The sequence below is a fragment of the Burkholderia sp. NFPP32 genome (assembly GCF_900119325.1).
Lineage (GTDB): Bacteria > Pseudomonadota > Gammaproteobacteria > Burkholderiales > Burkholderiaceae > Burkholderia > Burkholderia pyrrocinia_C.
Genome location: NZ_FPJP01000018.1, coordinates 88,550 through 102,731, shown reverse-complemented (window position 1 = coordinate 102,731; position 14,182 = coordinate 88,550). Strand labels below are relative to the sequence as shown.

Sequence of the window (14,182 nt, the reverse complement as noted above, 5' to 3'; positions counted from 1 at the left end):
GATCAGAGCTCGGCTTTCAGTTGATTCAGCAGTTGGGCGTGGGCCGTTTGATCGACTTCGCGCTTCAGGATCTGCTCGGCGCCCTTCACGGCCAGCGTAGCGACTTCGCCACGCAGCGCTTCGCGCGCCTTCACGATTTGCTGTTCTGCTTCCGCCTTCGCCTGGGCGACGATGCGGGCGGCTTCAGCCTGGGCGTTGGCCTTGATTTCCTCGGCGACCGCCTGTGCACGCTTTTCAGCGTCGGCGATGCGCTGCTGGCCGTCGTTGCGGGCCTGCGCGAGTTCCTGGTCCACGCGCTTGTGCGCTGCGTCGAGTTCCGCCTTGCCCTTCTCCGCGGCGGCGAGGCCGTCGGCGATCTTCTTCGAACGTTCGTCGAGGGCGTTGATCAACGGCGGCCACACGAACTTCATCGTGAACCACGCGAGGACCAGGAACACGACCATTTGCGCAAACAGAGTTGCGTTGAGATTCACGGTGTTTCCTTATCTGCTATTCCGGAAAAATGAAACGGTAAGGCGCTCATCGAGTTGCATTCGATCAGCGCCCCAAGTCTCCGTTCCGCCCTGCGCCGGCTCACGCCGGACGCAAATTTCCGAGGAACCTTAGCCTGCGAGCTTCGACAGGAGCGGGTTCGCGAACGCGAACAGCATTGCGACACCAACGCCGATCAGGAATGCAGCGTCGATCAGACCAGCCAGCAGGAACATCTTCGTTTGCAGCGGGTTGATGAGTTCCGGCTGACGTGCGCAGGCTTCGATGTACTTGCCACCCATCAGCGCGATACCGATACAGGCGCCGATTGCACCCAGGCCGATGATGATGCCGATACCGATGGCGGTCAGACCCTGGATGTTGGCGATGTAAGCTTGCATGATCACTCCTTTGTGAAAAGACTTGGAACTGAGATTTAAAAAACTAAAACGAAGACTCTTTCTTGCACGCCGCGCTTAGTGCGTGTCGTGCGCCTGGCCGAGATACACCAGCGTCAGCATCATGAAAATGAATGCCTGCAACAGAACAATCAGGATGTGGAAGATTGCCCAGACGCTACCCGCGATCACGTGACCAACGAAGCCGAGGAACGTTGCGTCGCCACCGAAGCTCCACATGCTGCCGAGCAGGGCGATCAACAGGAACAACAGCTCACCCGCGTACATGTTGCCGAACAACCGCATACCGAGAGAGACGGTCTTCGCGAGATATTCGACGATGTTGAGCGCGAGGTTCGGGATCCACAGCAGCGGGTGGGCACCGAACGGGGCCGACAGCAGCTCATGCACGAAGCCGCCCGCGCCCTTGATCTTGATGCTGTAGTAGATCATCAGGACGAACACGCCGAGCGCGATGCCGAGCGTGCCGTTCAGGTCGGCCGTCGGGACGATGCGATGGTGGGAAATCACGTCCGACAGACCGAGCAGGCCGATGACGCGGCCCGGCAGGTCGACCGGGAGGAAGTCGAGCGAGTTCATCAGCGCGACCCACACGAACACCGTGAGGGCGAGCGGAGCGATGAAGGTGCGATTGCCGTGGACGATGGCCTTCGACTGGTCTTCGACCATTTCGACGAGCATCTCGATCGCGCACTGGAAACGGCCCGGCACGCCCGACGTCGCCTTGCGGGCGGCCAGACGCAGCAGGAGGATCGTCACGATGCCGCATACGATCGACCAGAACAGCGTGTCGAGATTCCAGACGTGGATGTCGAAAATCGACGTCTGATGCGAGGTGGAGAAATTCTGCAAGTGGTGCGCAATGTACTCGGACGGATCCGGACCGCGCGTGCCTTCGCTAGCTGCCATATCGTTAATGCCACCCAAATTGTCGAAAATCGTTTTGCCCGTTCCGCAACACGCTATTGCGGGAACGGGCCGGTGCGGTTCGTTGTCGAAACCGCACGCTGCTTGTTGCTTACCGCCAGGCCAGCGCGATCCAGTACGTCTTCAGCACGACGAGGTACGTGACGAGGAACGGCACCCAGTGCACGCCGGCCCAGCCGAACGCCACTGCTGCGAACATCCCGATCGTCAGGCCGAGCTTCAGGGCTTCGCCCATCACCCAGCTCATCACGGTGGCCGAACCACCTGCCTTCAGTCGTGCCACGAACAGCGCACTTGGTACCCAGCCGATCGCTCCACCCAGAAACGCGGATTGCGCAGCGGCGCCCGGCGACTTCGAAAACAGCCACCACGCCAGCGTTGCAACCAGGGACAAGACCACTTGCGCGAACACCACCTTGTAGGGGGTCACGCGCGAGGGCTTGCTCACGTCCGGGCCGAACAGCCTCTCGGCTTCTGCCCGCGTGAGCGGAACGATATTGTTATCTTGCTGCTCGGCATCCCAGTCATCGTCGGATTCGCGCCGCTCGCCGGCCGCCGAAGCGGTGCGTTGCGTACGCTGATCATCGTGCCTGTCGTCCGGCGCCTGACCCGCCATCGCAATCTTCCGCAAAATCCTTGAATCCGGCCCCAAGCTTTCCGAAAGCTTTCAGGGGTGCCTAGCTAACAAATCCGGGCGATTGTAAGCGATAGTTGCAAGTGATTCAAGGCTTTAGACGCGACAAAAACCTGCATAAAACGACGCCTCATCATGTGAAAAACACGCGATTCGACGACGTACGATGACAGTTGTAAGGTCAAATTTTTGCCCCGGCATTTCTTGCTTGAAAAATGTCCGGTGATGGTGGATGGCGTGGAAGCGATGCCCGACGCGGGATCGAACGAAACGGCACGATCGCCGCCGAAAATCCGCTGTGATGCAACTGCCCGGAACGACTCGGCGCGACATCCCGGGACAAGCAAAACACTGTGGCCAGTCAGCCGCACCCGATTCACGCAATTCGACCGGATGCCGGCGCATCGAACCATCCAGCCAGTTGTCGCGCCACCACAGACGATCGACTGTGAATCGCCGCACTTATCAACAGCCTCGCAACTATCGCGAACGCTGTGCACCCTCCCCGCCTCTCGAACCGCACACCTGTGCCGCAACACTCAACCGTGCACGAGCAGCCACGCGCCGAGTGCCGCGCTCACGAGCGCGAACGGAATCGAGACCAGGTGGAACGGCAGCCACATGCGCGGCTCCTTCGCGAGACGCACCGCGATCAGGTTCGCGAGCGAACCGATCGCGAAACCGAAGCCGCCGACCGATACGCCGAACGCGAGCGCGCGCCAGTCGTGCGTGAATTCCGATAGCAGGATAGCGGCCGGCACGTTGCTGATCCCCTGCGACAGGACGGCGCCGGCAGCAAATACGCGCAGCGGCGAATCGAGGCGCGCATGCGCAATCGCGTCGTGCACGACGGGCAGCGCAGCCGCGCTGCGCAGCACCACGAACATCAGGACGAAGATCAGCAGCAGCAGCCAGTCGATCTTCAGGACTGCGTCACGTTTTACGGCGAACAGCATGATCGCGACCGCAACCAGACCCGGCAGCGGATGGTGCGCATCGGCGAGCAGCACGAATGCCGCGAACAGCACCGCAGCGATCAGCGCGTGCATGCGCTGCACGGGCAATGCGACGACGTCGCCGGACAGGTCGAGCGGTTTCGCGCGAAACGCGCACGCGGTCAGCGCGAGCAGCAGCGCCATCAGCGCGATCGCGAGCGGCCCGAGCGTGACCACGAAACGGCCGAACGACATGCCGCTCAATTGCCACAGAAAAAGATTCTGGGGATTGCCGAGCGGCGTCGCGACGGACCCCGCATTGACGGCCAGCGCGACGACGATCACGAGCCGCCGGAACGGCAGCGGCGTCAGCGCACGCAGCGACACCATCAACGGCACGACGACGAACAGCGCGACGTCGTTGGTCAGCCACATCGACAGCGCTGCCGCGAACACGACGAGCAACATCGCGAGCCCACGCTCGGAATGCACGTGATGCACGATGCGGTGCGCGAGCCACATCAGGCAGCCGGACAACTCGAGCGCCTTGGTCAGCATCAGCAGGCCCGCGAGCGTCGCGACCGTCTGCCAGTCGACTCGACCGGCGAGTACGGAAAATGGTTGCGGACGCACCCATTGCTGCACAAGCAGGCCAAGCACGAGCACCGATAGCACGGGCTCCTGCGCAAGCCATCCGAGCCACCGGCGCGGCGCCGGTGCGCCCGTCTCCTTCATCGTCAATTCGTTACTCTTCGGTCGCTACGTTGCCGCGCAGCCGCGCGAGAATGCCCTCGAGCGCGTCGAGGTTGCCGAAGTCGATCATCACCTGCCCTCGCCCGCGGCGGCCGAGCTTGATCTTCACCGTCGACGCGAGCAGGTCAGACAACTCCTCCTCGAGACGGCGCGTGTCGCGGCCGCCGTCGTCCTTCGCGCGCGCCTTCACGGCCGGCGCTTCCTTCGTCGTATGTGCGACGAGCTTCTCGGTTTCGCGCACCGACATGCGCTTGTTGACGACCTGATGGGCGAGCGTGATCTGCGTTGCCGCATCGACGGCGAGCAGCGCGCGCGCGTGCCCCATGTCGAGATCGCCGGCCAACAGCATCGTCTGCACCGGCGAAGCGAGGTTCAGCAGGCGCAGCAGGTTCGACACCGCGCTGCGCGAACGGCCGACCGATTCGGCCGCCTGTTCGTGCGTGAAACCGAACTCGTCGAGCAGGCGCTGGATGCCGTGCGCCTCTTCGAGCGGGTTCAGATCCTCGCGCTGGATGTTCTCGATCAGCGCCATCGCCGCGGCGGCCTGATCGGACACATCCTTCACGAGCACCGGCACTTCGTCGAGGCCTGCCAGGCGCGCCGCGCGGAAACGCCGCTCGCCCGCGATGATCTCGTATTTGTCTGATGAAATAGGCCGTACCAGGATCGGCTGCATCACGCCCTGCGCGCGAATGCTTGCCGCGAGCTCCTGCAGGCTGCCTTCGTCCATCCGCGTCCGCGGCTGGTACTTGCCGGCCTGCAGCTTGCCGAGCGCGAGCGTGTTCGGCGCCCCTTCGATCTTCACCGCTTCGGTGATATCGGCGCTGCCGCCGAGCAGCGCTTCGAGGCCACGTCCCAAGCCCTTCTTCTTTGGTACCGCGTTCATGTCTTTCTTCCTCGCTTCGCTCATGTCCGGATCACGACACCTCGAACGCGCGAACGCGTTCGATCATCTCGGCACCGAACTGGATATACGCCTGCGCACCACGCGAGTTGCGGTCGAACACGACGCCCGGCAGCCCGTAACTCGGCGCTTCCGCCAGGCGCACGTTGCGCGGAATTACCGCGTCGAACACCTTGTCGCCGAAGTGCGCTTTCAGTTGATCGGAGACTTGCTGCTGCAGCGTGATGCGCGGATCGAACATCACGCGCAGCAAGCCGATGATCTTCAGGTCGCGGTTCATGTTCGCGTGAACCTGCTTGATCGTATTGACGAGGTCCGACAACCCTTCCAGCGCGAAGTATTCGCACTGCATCGGGATCACGACGCCATGCGCCGCGCACAGCCCGTTCAGCGTCAGCAGCGACAGCGTCGGCGGGCAATCGATCAACACGAAGTCGTAGTCGTCGGCCACGTGCTCGAGCGCGGCCTTCAGCCGGCGCTCGCGGTTGTCGATGCTGATCAGTTCGATCTCGGCACCGGACAGCTCGCGGTTCGCGGGCAGCACGTCGTAGGTGACGCCTTCCGGACGCACGCGCGCATCGGTCACCGACACGCCGTCGACCAGCACCTCGTACACGGTCGATTCGCACGCGGCCTTGTCGATCCCGCTGCCCATCGTCGCGTTGCCCTGCGGGTCGAGATCGATCAGCAGGACTCGTTGCTCCTGCGCTGCAAGGCTTGCGGCGAGATTGACCGATGTCGTCGTCTTGCCGACGCCCCCCTTCTGGTTCGCAACGCAGAAGATCTTTGCCATCGTTGGTGTGTTCCCTTTACCTTCAAACAAACGGCGCGTACCGCGCGCCTTCATTTCGCTTCGTCGACGGCCACTTCGATCAGATGCCGCTCGGCATCGAGCATCGGCACCGCCAGCCGCATCGTCTGCTTCACACGGCTGCCTTCCGGCAACCGTGCAATCTCGTCGTCCGGGCGTACGCCCTTCATTGCCCAGATCGATCCGCCCGGCGCAACCAGATGTCGAGCAAGTTTAACGAAGTCGGACAGATCAGCGAAGGCGCGGGATACGATCATGTCGAATTTTTCCGGCACTTCGACGCCCGGCTGCAGCGATTCGACTCGCCCGGTGACCACCGACAGGTTCGCGAGCTTCAGCTCCGCGCGCATCTGCGTCTGGAATGCCGACTTCTTCTGCACGATATCGTTCAGTGTGACCTGCCAGTCCGGCTCGATGATCGCCAGCACGATCCCGGGCAACCCGCCGCCAGAGCCGACGTCGAGCACGCGAGCCGACGCACGGCCACGCAGATGCGGGACGATCGAAAGCGAATCGAGGATGTGCTGAATCAGCATCTGCTTCGGGTCGCGAATCGCGGTCAGGTTGTAGACCGCGTTCCACTTGCCGAGCAGCGCGACATAGTCGAGCAACTGGTTGCGTTGTGCATCCGTCAGTGCAAGGTCGAGCGCCGTCGTGCCGTCGACGAGCATCCCTTCCAGTACGTCCCGATTAACCGCCGGCGCGCGACGCGCCGTCATTGTTGCGTCGGGACGGCGCCGTCCCCCTGCTCCGTTGCCTCTGCGGCAGTGCCATTACGGCGGCCCAGGCCGCGGCGCTTCAGGTGCACCATCAGCAGCGAGATCGCCGCCGGCGTGACGCCCGAAATGCGCGACGCCTGCCCGATCGTTTCCGGCCGGAACTCGTTGAGCTTCTGGCTCACCTCGAACGACAAGCCACGAACTTCGCGGTAATCGATACCGTCCGGCAGACGCGTGTTCTCGTTCGCGTCGTTACGTTCGATCTCGGATGCCTGGCGCTCGATATAACCCTGATACTTGATGCCGATCTCGACCTGCTCCTTGATCTGTTCGAGCAGCACCGAATCGTCGGTCAACGGCTCGGCCGGGCCGCATTCGCCGCCTTTCAGGCCGCACACGCCGTCGTAGCTGACGCCCGGACGGCGCAGCAACTCGGCGAGGCTGTATTCGTGATCGATCGCCTTGCCGAGCAGCGCGGTCGCCTCTTCCGGCGGCAGCGTCTTCGGCGTGACCCACGTCGACTTCAGGCGTTCGGTTTCACGTGAAACAGCGTCGCGTTTCCGGCTGAATGCGTCCCAACGCACGTCGTCGACGAGGCCCAGTTCGCGGCCGATCTCGGTCAAGCGCATGTCGGCGTTGTCTTCACGCAAGCTCAAGCGATATTCGGCGCGGCTCGTGAACATCCGGTACGGCTCGGCCACACCGCGCGTCACGAGATCATCGACCAGCACGCCAAGGTATGCCTGGTCGCGGCGCGGGCACCATGCGTCCTTCTCCTGCACGTAGCGGCCCGCATTGAGGCCGGCCAGCAGGCCTTGCGCGGCCGCTTCTTCATAGCCGGTCGTGCCGTTGATCTGGCCCGCAAAGAACAGCCCGTTGATCGCCTTCGTCTCGAGCGATGCCTTCAGCGCGCGCGGGTCGAAGTAGTCGTACTCGATCGCGTAGCCGGGGCGCAGGATATGCGCGTTCTCGAGGCCGCGCATCGAGTGCACGAGCTCGAGCTGGACGTCGAACGGAAGGCTCGTCGAGATCCCGTTCGGGTAGAACTCGTTGGTCGTCAGCCCTTCCGGCTCGAGGAAGATCTGGTGAGATTCCTTCGATGCGAACCGATGGATCTTGTCCTCGATCGACGGACAATAACGCGGCCCTACGCCTTCGATCACGCCTGTATACATAGGCGAACGGTCGAGGCCGCCGCGAATGATGTCGTGCGTGCGCTCGTTCGTATGCGTGACCCAGCACGGCAACTGCTGCGGATGCTGCTCTGCACGGCCCAGGAACGAGAATACGGGGATCGGATCGAGGTCGCCCGGCTGCTCGTCCAGCTTCGAGAAGTCGATCGTTCGGCCGTCGATACGCGGCGGCGTACCGGTCTTCAGGCGGCCCTGCGGCAGCTTCAGCTCCTTCAGGCGCGACGACAGCGACACGGCCGCCGGATCGCCCGCGCGACCGCCCGTGTAGTTGTTCAGGCCGACGTGGATCTTGCCGTCGAGGAACGTACCGGCCGTCAGCACGACTGCGCGAGCACGGAAGCGGATGCCGATTTGCGTGACGGCGCCCACCACGCGGTCGCCTTCGACCATCAGGTCGTCGACGGCCTGCTGGAACAGCCACAGGTTCGGCTGATTCTCGAGCCGGTGGCGGATCGCGGCCTTGTACAGGATGCGGTCGGCCTGCGCACGCGTCGCACGCACGGCCGGGCCCTTCGACGAATTGAGGATCCGGAACTGAATACCGCTCTCGTCCGTCGCGGCGGCCATCGCGCCGCCCAGCGCGTCGACTTCCTTGACCAGATGGCCCTTGCCAATGCCGCCGATCGACGGATTGCAGCTCATCTGCCCGAGCGTTTCGATGTTGTGGGTCAGCAGCAGCGTCTTCGCGCCCATCCGGGCGGACGCCAGCGCTGCTTCCGTGCCGGCGTGACCGCCACCGACGACGATGACGTCAAATTCTGTGGGAAAAAGCATGGTGGATTCCGTACGCAGGGCTGCGCACGAACCTATCAGAGAAATGTATGGGCCGAATTATAGCGGGTTCGCTTTTCACTCGAAGGCCGTCCGAATGGTAGGGTCTGTTCATTTCGTCGTTTTTTCGGCTGCGGCTGGGTGAATTCGTGGGGTCGTGCCTTCTCTAGCAAGGCTCCCGGCCGGGATGGCGCACATCGTCGTGGCTGTGCAAAAAATAGATCAGTGGGGAAATGGCCCGTAGAGGACAGACCGACATCGACTCCTGTGGCCGACATGACAGCCTTGGCACCAGATCCTGTGGCACCGCCTCATCACAGACTTCCCCGTTGTTGGTCCGGCACTTATCCCCGAGATTCGGCACATCGTCAGCCCGTGCAGAGATCCATGCACCAGGAATCCAGCCTGTGGAACATGCGGCCACCCACTCCCGAACGAGACGCAGGATCGTCACCCGCTCTGTGGACACGTTACCCACCGCCGCCACACAGAACTTCCGACTATTCCCCAGATACTTATCCCCTGGCCGCGAACCACCGGCCATCGAGACATTGCTCCAACCCCACAAACAAAAACGGCGTGTTTCACGTGAAACACGCCGCCCGTTTCCCGCCAACCGCCGCGACTATCAAGCCGTCTTCTTCGCCAACCCGAGGTACGTTTCGATCACGCGCGGATTCTGCGCAAGTTCGGCCGCCGCCCCTTCCAGCGCAAACTCGCCCGTCTCCAGCACATAACCATAGTCGGAGATCTGCAACGCGGCCCGTGCGTTCTGCTCGATCAGCAGCGTTGCAACGCCCGTACCACGCAACGCGCTGATGATATGAAAGATCTCCTTCACGATCAGCGGCGCGAGCCCAAGGCTCGGCTCGTCGAGCATCAGCAGGTCGGGCTTGCCCATCAGTGCGCGGCCGACCGCGAGCATCTGCCGCTCGCCGCCTGACAGCGTGCCGGCCGCCTGTTTGCGCCGCTCCCTCAGCCGCGGAAACAGCGCGAACACGTGATCGAGCTGGTCGAGGAAGTTCGACTCACCTGCCTGCTTGCGCCGATACGCGCCCAGCACGAGGTTGTCCTCGACCGTCATCGTGCTGAACAGCTCGCGCTTTTCCGGTACAAGGCACATCCCGCGCGCGACACGCTGCTCGACCGGCAACGCGCCGACGTCGTTGCCGCGATACACGACCGCGCCCGACGCATGCCCGGTCACCGGCAGCGCGCCCATGATCGCGTTCAGCAGCGTCGATTTGCCTGCGCCGTTCGGGCCGATCACGCTGACGATCTGCCCGGCACCGACCTTGATCGCCGCGCCGTGCAGCGCCTCCACTTTCCCGTACCGGACTGCCAGCCCGCGCACGTCGAGAATCGGCATCGTCGTGTCCGTCATCACTCCACCCCGCCCAGATACGCTTCGAGCACCGCCGGATCCTGCTGCACGTCCTGCGGCAGCCCTTCCGCGATCCGCGTGCCGAATTCCATCACCACCAGCCGGTCGGTGAGGTTCATCACGAAATCCATGTCATGTTCCACGAGCAACACGCTCATGCCTTCCGCCTTCAACCGCCGCAACAGGTCGGCGAGCTGCTGCTTCTCCTGGTAACGCAGCCCGGCGGCCGGCTCGTCGAGCAGCAGCAGCGTCGGGTCGCAGCACAGTGCACGCGCGATTTCGAGAATCCGCTGCTGGCCGAGCGCAAGGCTGCCTGCTTCGTCGTACATGTGCTTTTCAAGCCCGACGCGGCGGATCTGGCGTGCGGCTTCGGCCAGCAACTGCGCTTCCTCGTGTGCATTGAGCCGCGCCACGCTGCGCCAGACACCGGTATGTCCGCGCAGATGCGCGCCGATCGCGACGTTCTCGAGCACCGTCATCGCCGGCAGCAGCTTCACGTGCTGGAACGTGCGGCCGATGCCGCGCCGGACGATCTGGCGCGACGTGAGCCCGTCGATGCGCTCGCCGCGGAACGTGATCGCACCGCCTGTCGGCTTCAGCACGCCCGTCACGAGGTTGAACGTGGTCGACTTGCCGGCGCCGTTCGGGCCGATCAACCCGATGATCTGCCCTGCTTTCACGTCGAAGCTGACGTCGTTGACGGCCACGAGCCCGCCGAACTGCTTGCGTGCGTTGTCGACGACGAGCAGCGGCTCGCCGGCCGCTGGCTTCGCGCGCTGCGGCAACGGATCGGCATGCTCGGGCACATGCGCGCGCGGCCCGCGCGGGAACAGCCTCGCGACGAATGGCCACACGCCCTGGCGCGCGTACTGCAGCAGCAGCACCATCAGCACGCCGAACACGATGATCTCGAAGTTGCCTTCGGAGCCGAGCAGCTTCGGCAGCAGCGTCTGCAGGTAGTCCTGCAGCACGGTGAGGATTGCCGCGCCGAGCACCGCGCCCCAGACATGCGACACGCCGCCCACCACGGCCATGAACAGGAATTCGATCCCGTGGTTCAGGCCGAACGGGGTCGGGTTCACTGCGCGCTGCAGGTGCGCGTACAGAAAGCCCGACACGGCTGCCAGCACGGCCGCATAGACAAAGATCACGACGCGCATCCACGCGGTGTTCACGCCCATCGCCTCGGCCATCACGCCGCCACCGCGCAGCGCGCGGATCGCGCGACCCGGCCGACTGTTCAGCAGGTTCTGTACCGACACGATCGCGGCCAGCACGACGGCCCAGATCAGGAAATACAGGCTGCGGCCGCTGTCGAGGGCGATGCCGAACAGGTTCAGCGCCGGAATCCCGTTGATCCCGTCGTACTTGCCGAGCAGTTCGAGGTTGCCGAACAGGTAGAACAGCGCGAGGCCCCACGCGATCGTGCCGAGCGGCAGGAAGTGCCCGGACAGCCGCATCGTGACCGCGCCGAGCACCAGCGCGACGAGCGCCGTCAGCACGACGCCGACGATCAGCGCGAGCCACGGCGACACGCCGTACCGCGTCGTCAGAAACGCGGTCGCATATGCGCCAATGCCGACGAACGCGGCCTGCCCGAAGCTCGTCATCCCGCCGACGCCCGTCAGCAGCACGAGTCCGATCGCGACGATCGCATAGAGGCCGATGTAGTTGAGCAGCGTGATCCAGTACTCGGGCACCTGCAGCGCGCCGGGCAGCACCGGCAGCGCGAACAGCACCACGAGAAACACCCAGAAGGTCTTGTTGCGTACCATCGTCTTCATCGCGTCACTCCTCTTCCTCTTCCGCGTGCGGCGTCACGAAGCTGCGCCACAGCAGCACCGGAATGATCAGCGTGAACACGATCACCTCCTTGTATGCGCTCGCCCAGAACGACGAATACGATTCGAGCACGCCGACGAGCAGCGAGCCGGCGGCCGCGAGCGGATAGCTGACGAGCCCGCCGATGATCGCGCCGACGAAGCCCTTCAAGCCGATCAGGAAGCCCGAGTCGTAGTAGATCGTCGTCAGCGGGCCGACGAGGATCCCGGACAGCACGCCGAGCCCCGCCGCGAACGTGAACGCGAGTCGCCCGGCTTCGGTCGTGCCGATGCCGACGAGCCGCGCGCCGAGCCGGTTCACCGACGTCGCGCGCAGCGCCTTGCCTGCGATCGTGCGGCCGAAGTACACGTAGAGCGCACCGATCAGCACGAGTGCCGTGACGACGACGAGGATGCTCTGCACCGACACCGTCATGCTGCCGATCGACAGCGACGCGTCCGAGAATCCATTGGTGCGCGAGCCTTCCGCGCCGAACATCACCAGCCCGAGGCCCACCATCGCGAAATGGACGGCGACCGATACGATCAGCAGCAGCAGCGTCGTGCCCTCGGCAATCGGCTGGTACACGAGCCGGTAGACGAACGGCCCCATCGGCACGACGATCGCGAGTGTCAGCGCAATCTGCGCGAGCATCGGCATCGGCTGCACGGCAAAACTGCGCGTGATCGCGAACACCGCGAGCGGCAGCAGGATGTAGCGGCTGCCGAGCGTCGCGAGCGTGCGGCCGAGCTGATGGCGGCGTTCGCGATGCCGGATCAGGCCGCCGACTTCGAGCAGGAAGCACGCGATGCCCATCACGAACAGCAGCCAGCAGGTGGCGGGGAATTTCTGCGCCTGCAACGCCGCAAGCGTCAGCGCACCGTAGGCAACGAATTCGCCCTGGGGAATGAAGATCACCCGCGTAACGGAAAACACCAGCACGAGCGCCAGCGACAGCAATGCATAAATGGCGCCGGTCGTGATGCCGTCTTGCGCGAGGATCGCCGCAATCGAGAGATCCATACGTGTCTTGTATCGAGAATGCTGCGGAGAAACGGCGACGGGAACGGCCGGGGCGCACGGACGGCAAGATCGAAGCGTCAGGCGCCACGCGGCGGGCCCCGGTGGTTCCATGCGGCACGGGCGCGGCCCGTCAGGCCCGGCGCCCTGCCGACGGCGGGCACGGCGCCGTTCGCGCCACGCACGCCGGTTTCACGTGATGCTTACTCGGCCTGCAGCTTCCACTTGCCGTCGACGATCTGCACCATCACGCGCGCACGCGTGTCGAAGCCGTTGTGATCGGTCGACGTCATGTTGATCACGCCGTGCGACACCGGCAGATCCTTGACGCTTTCGAGCGACGCGCGCAGCGCCTCGCGGAATGCCTCGCTGCCCGGCTGGCCCTTCTTCAGCGCCTCCGGAATCGCGCGCTGCAGCAGCAGCCCCGCATCCCACGCATGGCCGCCGAACGTCGCCAGCGAGCCCGCGCCGTAGGCCTTCTCGTACGCGGCCTTGTAGCCGAGCGCCGCCTTCTTCACCGGGTTCGAATCCGGGAGCTGGTCGGTCACGAGCACCGGGCCGGCCGGCAGGATCTCGCCTTCGCAATCCTTGCCGCACACGCGCAGGAAGTCGTTGTTCGCGACGCCGTGCGTCTGGTACACCTTGCCCTTGTAGCCGCGCTCCTTCAGCGTCTTGGCCGGCAGCGCCGCCGGCGTGCCGGAGCCGGCGATCAGCATCGCATCCGGATTCGAGCCCATCAGCTTCAGCACCTGCCCCATCACCGATGCATCGGTGCGGTTGAAGCGCTCGTTCGACACGATCTTGAGGCCGTTCTTCTCGGCCGCCGCGCTGAACGTCTTGTACCAGCTGTCGCCGTACGCATCGGCGAAGCCGATGAAGCCGACCGTCTTCACGCCGTGCTTCGCCATGTAGCCGGCGATCGCGTCGGCCATCAGCTGGTCGTTCTGCGGCACCTTGAACATCCACGCGCGCTTCGCGTCCATCGGCGCGATGATCTGCGCGCTCGCCGCGAGCGAGATCGTCGGCGTCTTGCCCTGCGACACCGGGTCGAGCATCGCGAGCGAATTCGGCGTGACGGACGAACCGATGATCGCGTCGACGTGGTCTTCGTCGATCAGCTTGCGCACGTTCTGCACCGCGCGGCTCGTGTCGGACGCATCGTCGAGCACGATGTACTGCACGCTCTTGCCCGCGATTTCCTTCGGCAGCAGCGCGATCGTGTTCTTTTCCGGAATCCCGAGCGAAGCGGCCGGCCCGGTGGCCGACAGCGTCACGCCGATCTTCACCTGTGCCGACGCCGTGGCCGCCGCGCACACGAGGCCCACGGCAAGCACGGCCTCCATCCATCGATTCATCTTCATTTATGTTGTCTCCAAACGCTGCTCGAAAAATCCGCGGGTCGCTCGGGCGGCTCCCGTTT

13 protein-coding genes are annotated in these 14,182 nt (G+C 64.2%); all 13 read right to left on the bottom strand.

The genetic code is table 11. The features are described 5' to 3' along the window. Positions 1 to 2: 2 nt before the first annotated feature. The 13 genes from BT264_RS27750 to BT264_RS27685 all read right to left on the bottom strand — a co-directional run bounded on the left by BT264_RS27750 (position 3) and on the right by BT264_RS27685 (position 14,123). The gene (locus BT264_RS27750; RefSeq protein WP_021160443.1) at positions 3 to 473 is read right to left on the bottom strand and encodes a F0F1 ATP synthase subunit B; all 471 of its coding nucleotides are present in this window, start codon (positions 471 to 473) and stop codon (positions 3 to 5) included. A gap of 129 nt (positions 474 to 602) precedes the next feature. Further along, positions 603 to 872, bottom strand: coding sequence for a F0F1 ATP synthase subunit C (atpE, locus tag BT264_RS27745; RefSeq protein ID WP_006482730.1), 270 nt, complete (start codon positions 870 to 872; stop codon positions 603 to 605). Between the two features lie 75 nt (positions 873 to 947). Continuing rightward, on the bottom strand, positions 948 to 1,799 hold the full coding sequence (gene atpB, locus BT264_RS27740) for a F0F1 ATP synthase subunit A (RefSeq protein ID WP_034183834.1): 852 nt from the start codon (positions 1,797 to 1,799) through the stop codon (positions 948 to 950). Positions 1,800 to 1,908: 109 nt separating this feature from the next. After that, entirely contained in the window at positions 1,909 to 2,433 is a 525-nt protein-coding gene (locus tag BT264_RS27735) for an ATP synthase subunit I (protein ID WP_072442667.1), read from the bottom strand. Between the two features lie 557 nt (positions 2,434 to 2,990). Continuing rightward, complete coding sequence (locus BT264_RS27725; RefSeq protein WP_072442665.1) at positions 2,991 to 4,121, bottom strand: SLC13 family permease; 1,131 nt, start codon at positions 4,119 to 4,121, stop codon at positions 2,991 to 2,993. A 10-nt stretch (positions 4,122 to 4,131) separates the two neighbouring features. Next, a complete protein-coding gene (locus tag BT264_RS27720; protein ID WP_034183983.1) occupies positions 4,132 to 5,025 on the bottom strand; it encodes a ParB/RepB/Spo0J family partition protein in 894 nt (297 codons plus the stop codon). A 31-nt stretch (positions 5,026 to 5,056) separates the two neighbouring features. Further along, positions 5,057 to 5,836, bottom strand: a complete 780-nt coding sequence (locus tag BT264_RS27715) for a ParA family protein (RefSeq protein WP_072442664.1) — start codon at positions 5,834 to 5,836, stop codon at positions 5,057 to 5,059. A gap of 50 nt (positions 5,837 to 5,886) precedes the next feature. Further along, entirely contained in the window at positions 5,887 to 6,573 is a 687-nt protein-coding gene (gene rsmG, locus BT264_RS27710) for a 16S rRNA (guanine(527)-N(7))-methyltransferase RsmG (protein WP_072442663.1), read from the bottom strand. Continuing rightward, positions 6,570 to 8,540, bottom strand: coding sequence for a tRNA uridine-5-carboxymethylaminomethyl(34) synthesis enzyme MnmG (mnmG, locus tag BT264_RS27705; protein ID WP_072442662.1), 1,971 nt, complete (start codon positions 8,538 to 8,540; stop codon positions 6,570 to 6,572). The genes rsmG and mnmG overlap by 4 nt, the downstream gene beginning before the upstream one ends. A gap of 625 nt (positions 8,541 to 9,165) precedes the next feature. Then, the gene (locus tag BT264_RS27700) at positions 9,166 to 9,921 is read right to left on the bottom strand and encodes an ABC transporter ATP-binding protein (protein WP_072442660.1); all 756 of its coding nucleotides are present in this window, start codon (positions 9,919 to 9,921) and stop codon (positions 9,166 to 9,168) included. Beyond that, positions 9,921 to 11,705: a branched-chain amino acid ABC transporter ATP-binding protein/permease gene (locus BT264_RS27695; protein WP_072442659.1), complete on the bottom strand. Its 1,785-nt coding sequence runs from the start codon at positions 11,703 to 11,705 to the stop codon at positions 9,921 to 9,923. The genes BT264_RS27700 and BT264_RS27695 overlap by 1 nt, the downstream gene beginning before the upstream one ends. Positions 11,706 to 11,709: 4 nt before the next feature. Continuing rightward, positions 11,710 to 12,765 carry a branched-chain amino acid ABC transporter permease gene (locus tag BT264_RS27690; RefSeq protein WP_072442657.1) on the bottom strand — a complete coding sequence of 352 codons (1,056 nt, stop codon included), beginning with the start codon at positions 12,763 to 12,765 and terminating at the stop codon, positions 11,710 to 11,712. 200 nt (positions 12,766 to 12,965) lie between these two features. Then, positions 12,966 to 14,123: an ABC transporter substrate-binding protein gene (locus tag BT264_RS27685; protein WP_072442655.1), complete on the bottom strand. Its 1,158-nt coding sequence runs from the start codon at positions 14,121 to 14,123 to the stop codon at positions 12,966 to 12,968. Positions 14,124 to 14,182: the final 59 nt, after the last annotated feature.

Coding starts and splice junctions, on each gene's coding strand:
- atpE (WP_006482730.1), bottom strand. CDS start 872: ATGCAAGCTTACATCGCCAACATCCAGGGTCTGACCGCCATCGGTATC.
- atpB (WP_034183834.1), bottom strand. CDS start 1,799: ATGGCAGCTAGCGAAGGCACGCGCGGTCCGGATCCGTCCGAGTACATT.
- BT264_RS27735 (WP_072442667.1), bottom strand. CDS start 2,433: ATGGCGGGTCAGGCGCCGGACGACAGGCACGATGATCAGCGTACGCAA.
- BT264_RS27725 (WP_072442665.1), bottom strand. CDS start 4,121: ATGAAGGAGACGGGCGCACCGGCGCCGCGCCGGTGGCTCGGATGGCTT.
- BT264_RS27720 (WP_034183983.1), bottom strand. CDS start 5,025: ATGAACGCGGTACCAAAGAAGAAGGGCTTGGGACGTGGCCTCGAAGCG.
- BT264_RS27715 (WP_072442664.1), bottom strand. CDS start 5,836: ATGGCAAAGATCTTCTGCGTTGCGAACCAGAAGGGGGGCGTCGGCAAG.
- rsmG (WP_072442663.1), bottom strand. CDS start 6,573: ATGACGGCGCGTCGCGCGCCGGCGGTTAATCGGGACGTACTGGAAGGG.
- mnmG (WP_072442662.1), bottom strand. CDS start 8,540: ATGCTTTTTCCCACAGAATTTGACGTCATCGTCGTCGGTGGCGGTCAC.
- BT264_RS27700 (WP_072442660.1), bottom strand. CDS start 9,921: ATGACGGACACGACGATGCCGATTCTCGACGTGCGCGGGCTGGCAGTC.
- BT264_RS27695 (WP_072442659.1), bottom strand. CDS start 11,705: ATGAAGACGATGGTACGCAACAAGACCTTCTGGGTGTTTCTCGTGGTG.
- BT264_RS27690 (WP_072442657.1), bottom strand. CDS start 12,765: ATGGATCTCTCGATTGCGGCGATCCTCGCGCAAGACGGCATCACGACC.
- BT264_RS27685 (WP_072442655.1), bottom strand. CDS start 14,123: ATGAAGATGAATCGATGGATGGAGGCCGTGCTTGCCGTGGGCCTCGTG.